Genomic DNA, 4,650 nt, shown 5'->3' with positions numbered 1-4,650 from the left:
TTTCTCCACTGGCTATATACAACCACAGAATAATCGCTAAAAAAAGGGAAAGTAATTTTATGTCTATATTTTTTAAAAACCAATTTTTAAATTCCTTCATTTTTTGTTATCCCCTGTTGGCCAAAAACCAAATTCAGAGATTATCTTAGGTTGGTATAAATGGGTTAACATCTTTTTTAATCCCTGTGGTTCCATTGGTCTGGTAATCTTTCCATCTAAAGCAATGGATATATTTCCGGTCTCTTCTGATACTATAATTATCAAAGCATCTGTCTGCTCACTTAATCCTAAAGCTGCTCTATGTCGGGTACCTATAGATTTACTAATATCCATCCTTTCACTCAATGGCAAAATGCAATTCGCTCCTACAATCTTATTGCCGGCAATGATAACCGCCCCATCGTGTAAAGGAGAGTCAGGCATAAATATCGAATATAATAATTCGGGAGAAAATTCGCTATTTAAAATAATACCGGTTTCTAAAATATCTTTTAATCCAATTTCCCTCTCTAAAACTACCAAAGCTCCTTTATGTTTACTGGAAAGCATGGGCATTACCATAACCAATCCATTGATCAATTGTTCAACCTTTTTATCGACTTCTTTATGTAAAAAAGGGGTATTAATAAAAAATCCTCTTTTCCCCATCTTTAATAATCCTCTTCTTATTTCCGGTTGAAATATTATAGGTAAGGCTACAACCATCATGGCCATAGCGCCTTTTAGAAGCCAATTAATCGTTCTCAGTCCAAGCTGATCAGCAATAAAAGAAACAATAAAGAGAATGACTAATCCTTTGATTAATTGTACCGCCGGGGTATCTTTGATTAAGAGAATTATGTGATAGGAAATAAATGCAATGATTAATATATCAATAAAATCTAAGATACTGAAAGAAATTGGCACTTGATTCTCCCTTTTTACTTTTTAGAAAAATTAAAAATCAATAAATTAATCCATCATAAATAGTAGTGTATTTTTAATATTATTTTTCAGCTTTCCTTTGTCATTATACAGCAAAACACTTAAAACAAAAAGAGAAAAACCATTATTTAAAACATTTTGGTAGTTCATATTGCATATTTCCTAAGAAATGCAACTCTATTTGTTATCTAATATTCCGAATCATGATTTCTGAATTCTACTTTAAATTTTTTTATTATATACAATTCATAAGGTACAAAAAGCGAAAATAGTGTTGCGTTTTGCGATTTATTACAAAATACTATTAGTTAATGGGTTAATATGGTTTTATCTATAAAAGTAAAGCTAAAACGCCTTTTTGAGCGTGTAATCTATTTTCTGCCTGGTCAATTACTACAGAATGAGGACCATCTATCACTTCATCGGTGATCTCTTCCCCACGATGAGCAGGCAGGCAATGCAATATTATTACATCATCCTTTGCCCTGCTTACAAGACTTTGATTTATTTGATAAGGCTTGAAGATATTTTTTCTAATTTCTTTCTCCTCTTCAAATCCCATGCTGGTCCATACATCAGTATAGATAATATCAGCTCCATCGACAGCTACTTTTGGATCATGAATAACTTCTACTTTACTGTTTATTTTTTTAGCGTACTCTTTGGCTAATCTTACAATCTCACCATTTGGTTCGTAACCATTGGGAACAGCCAAAACTATATCCATCCCTACCTTAACCGCTCCGAATAATAAAGAATGTGCTACATTGTTTCCGTCCCCAATATAAACCAACTTAAGATTAGATAATCTACCCTTCTTTTCTTTAATAGTCAATAAATCACCCAAAGCTTGACAGGGGTGTAATAAATTAGATAATCCATTAATAACCGGGACTGTTGAATGCTCGGCTAGTTCTAATATTATTTCATGACTGAAAGTTCGAGCCATAATTCCATTTACATAACGAGATAACACCCGAGCAATGTCTTTTGTTATTTCTCTTTCTCCCAATTTTATATCATTGGGACCTAAATAAATTGCCTGTCCACCTAATTGAATCATTCCCGTTTCAAAAGACACCCTGGTCCTCAAAGAAGGTTTTTGAAAAATCATTCCCAATACTTTTCCTTTGAGAAGAGGTTGTTCCTCATGAGAATAGTGCCTTAATTTTATAATCTCGGCAGTTTCTAAAATTTGAACAACCTCTTCCCTACTCAAATCATTAATGGATACTAAATTTTTTCCTTTCATATCTATAGACATTATTTTTTCTCCTTCCCTTTATAAAAAAATTGTTTTACGTATTTTGAAGTAGTGACAGAAAGCAGCGCGGGATAATTTAACCTAAACCTTACTTCATCACCCACTTTTAATTCTTCTTTGAAATCAGTGACATCAATAATTAAATGGTCACTGCTTGCCCCCACTATTTTTATTCCTTCTTTTAAAGGAATTAAACTATTGACATAAATATCTTGCTTCCCTATAGCTAAAATGGCTCTTTTCCTTATACCTAAATCCTTAAAAATGGGAATTTCGCCAAAAGCATCCCGACCAATCTCTCCTCGCGGTAAAGATGGTTTATCTTTTATTTCTATCACTTCTGCGGTTAAAATGAAAGTATCCTGGTAGGTATCTGCTATATTACGTAACCTTACATCATCCTGGCCAAGTAAAATACCTACTCCTATCCTTAACTGGTTTATTCTATTAGGAATAGTGCCATCCTCAACACAATTTAAAACGCTGGTATTACCCCCTGAAATTATCTCCAAATTTATACGATAACTATTTTCAATTTTTTCGGCTAATTCAACCAGCTCGGTTAAGTTTTCTCCTGTAGGCATTACACCATTGATGCAACAAAAATTAGCACCAATACCTATTAATTTTACTCCTGTTAGTTTTTGAATTTCGCTGACCACTTGCAAAATATCATCTGGCATAATTCCTTCTCTTAAGTCTCCTAAATCTACCATTAGAATTATTTTATGAACTTTTTCTCTCTTTAAAGCTTCCCGTGATAATGATTTAATCACCGTAATTTCTGAGTTTAAACTTATATCTGCCCAGGTTAATACACTATCTACTTCACTTAACATGGGAATCCTTATTAACATCGTCTTTACTTTAAGTTCAGCCTTTTTTAAGCTTTTAAGATTCTCTATTCGAGAATCACCTAGGATATTTATTCCCCCATCTATCATAGCCTGACCTACCTCTGTAATAGCACAACATCCCTTAGTTACTCCTACTACATTAATCCCGTGTTTTAAACAAAAAGTGTTAATATTTTCGGAATTACTTTTTATCTTATCTAAATAAATATCTAAATGAGGATTTCTTTTCATTGTTTCTTCCTTTTAATCAGAAAATAATTACAAAAGTAAATTTGTTATTAGTATTTAATTAGCGTACAGCAGGTAGCATATAGGCTCTGGGAACAATCAAAGTTTGTATATTTTTCAGATAAAAATAAAAAAAGAGAAAGGCGCCTTACTGCCTGGCTAACCTTTCTCTTTTCAATGTTAAAAAAATAATTATGTAAAAATAATTACCTCTTAGAAAATTGGAATCTGGCCCGAGCGCCTTTTTGACCATATTTTTTTCTTTCTTTCATTCTTGCATCCCGAGTTAATAAACCTTCTTTTTTTAAGATTGAACGGAAAGTAGAATCATATTGTAAAAGAGCCCTGGCAATTCCATGTTGCAGCGCACCTGCTTGGCCGGTAATACCCCCTCCTTCTACTTTCGCAAACACATCTAATTCATTTTTTTTATTTACTAATTCCAAAGGTTTCTCCACAATGGTCGATAAAGAATCTCGTCCAAAATAATTAATCAATGTTTTTTCGTTAATTTTTATACTCCCTTTACCAGGAACTAACCATACTCTGGCAATTGAAGATTTTCTTCTTCCGGTACCATAACTTTTTGCCTGTGACAAGTATATAACCTCCTTCTTCCCCTTTAGTTAATTTTTTCTAATTTTTGAGCTTGATGGGGATGTTCATTCCCTTTGTAAATTTTTAACTTTTTGATCATCGCTCTACCTAATTTTGTATGAGGAATCATACCTTGAACCGCTTTTTTTACCACTAATTCTGGTTTTCTCCTTAGTAATGTTTCCAAGATAACGCTTTTTAAGCCTCCTGGGTAAGAGGTATGATACCTGTATATTTTTCCTTTTAGTTTATTGCCAGTTACCTTTATCTTTTCAGCATTTATTACTACTACATAATCACCTAAATCCATGGATGGCGTATAGGTTGGTTTGTTCTTTCCTCTTAATATTGTAGCTATTTGAGTAGCCAATCTGCCCAATATTTTTCCCTCTGCATCAATTAAATACCATTTTCTGCTAATATCATTTTCTTTTGCGCTGTAGGTTTTCACTTTGCTCCTCCCTGCCTAATAATTCCAAGATTGTTTACTTATATAAAATTAAAAGAAATATCGATTCGCATTAGAATCCTGTTTTTTATTAAAAAATAACATAATAAATTGTAATATAATCAAGCGATGATGTCAAGCTAAATTAGTATATAGTTTGCAGTATTTAATATTTAGTAAATATTATTTAGTATCAAAACGTAAAACTATATCCCTATCTCGTATTTAGTGAAGAGAATAGAGGCCAGAAGACAGAATGAAAAAAAAAGAAAATCCATTTGTAATAAGAAATATGCAACACGAAATAAAGTTTTGATTTTAAATTATAGCTT

The 4,650-nt window shown here is 32.4% G+C and carries 5 protein-coding genes; all 5 read right to left on the bottom strand.

Translation table 11 applies throughout. The annotated features are described in order from the left end of the window. Positions 1-96: 96 nt before the first annotated feature. The 5 genes from ENO17_10110 to ENO17_10090 all read right to left on the bottom strand — a co-directional run bounded on the left by ENO17_10110 (position 97) and on the right by ENO17_10090 (position 4,321). Complete coding sequence (locus tag ENO17_10110) at positions 97-906, bottom strand: TIGR00159 family protein (protein ID HER25385.1); 810 nt, start codon at positions 904-906, stop codon at positions 97-99. Positions 907-1,255: 349 nt separating this feature from the next. Continuing rightward, positions 1,256-2,188: an ornithine carbamoyltransferase gene (gene argF, locus ENO17_10105; protein HER25384.1), complete on the bottom strand. Its 933-nt coding sequence runs from the start codon at positions 2,186-2,188 to the stop codon at positions 1,256-1,258. Continuing rightward, positions 2,188-3,276, bottom strand: a complete 1,089-nt coding sequence (locus ENO17_10100; protein ID HER25383.1) for an alanine/ornithine racemase family PLP-dependent enzyme — start codon at positions 3,274-3,276, stop codon at positions 2,188-2,190. Before ENO17_10100 ends, argF begins: the two co-directional genes overlap by 1 nt. A gap of 203 nt (positions 3,277-3,479) precedes the next feature. Further along, positions 3,480-3,872: a 30S ribosomal protein S9 gene (locus ENO17_10095; protein ID HER25382.1), complete on the bottom strand. Its 393-nt coding sequence runs from the start codon at positions 3,870-3,872 to the stop codon at positions 3,480-3,482. Positions 3,873-3,895: 23 nt separating this feature from the next. Then, positions 3,896-4,321: a 50S ribosomal protein L13 gene (locus ENO17_10090; GenBank protein HER25381.1), complete on the bottom strand. Its 426-nt coding sequence runs from the start codon at positions 4,319-4,321 to the stop codon at positions 3,896-3,898. Positions 4,322-4,650: the final 329 nt, after the last annotated feature.

This window comes from Candidatus Atribacteria bacterium, assembly GCA_011056645.1.
Lineage (GTDB): Bacteria > Atribacterota > Phoenicimicrobiia > Phoenicimicrobiales > Phoenicimicrobiaceae > Sediminicultor > Sediminicultor quartus.
This window is presented reverse-complemented; position numbering and strand designations above follow the sequence as displayed.

What these genes read in the sequence shown, in the direction of transcription:
- ENO17_10100 (HER25383.1), bottom strand. Translation starts at nt 3,276, where the DNA reads ATGAAAAGAAATCCTCATTTAGATATTTATTTAGATAAGATAAAAAGT.
- argF (HER25384.1), bottom strand. Translation starts at nt 2,188, where the DNA reads ATGTCTATAGATATGAAAGGAAAAAATTTAGTATCCATTAATGATTTG.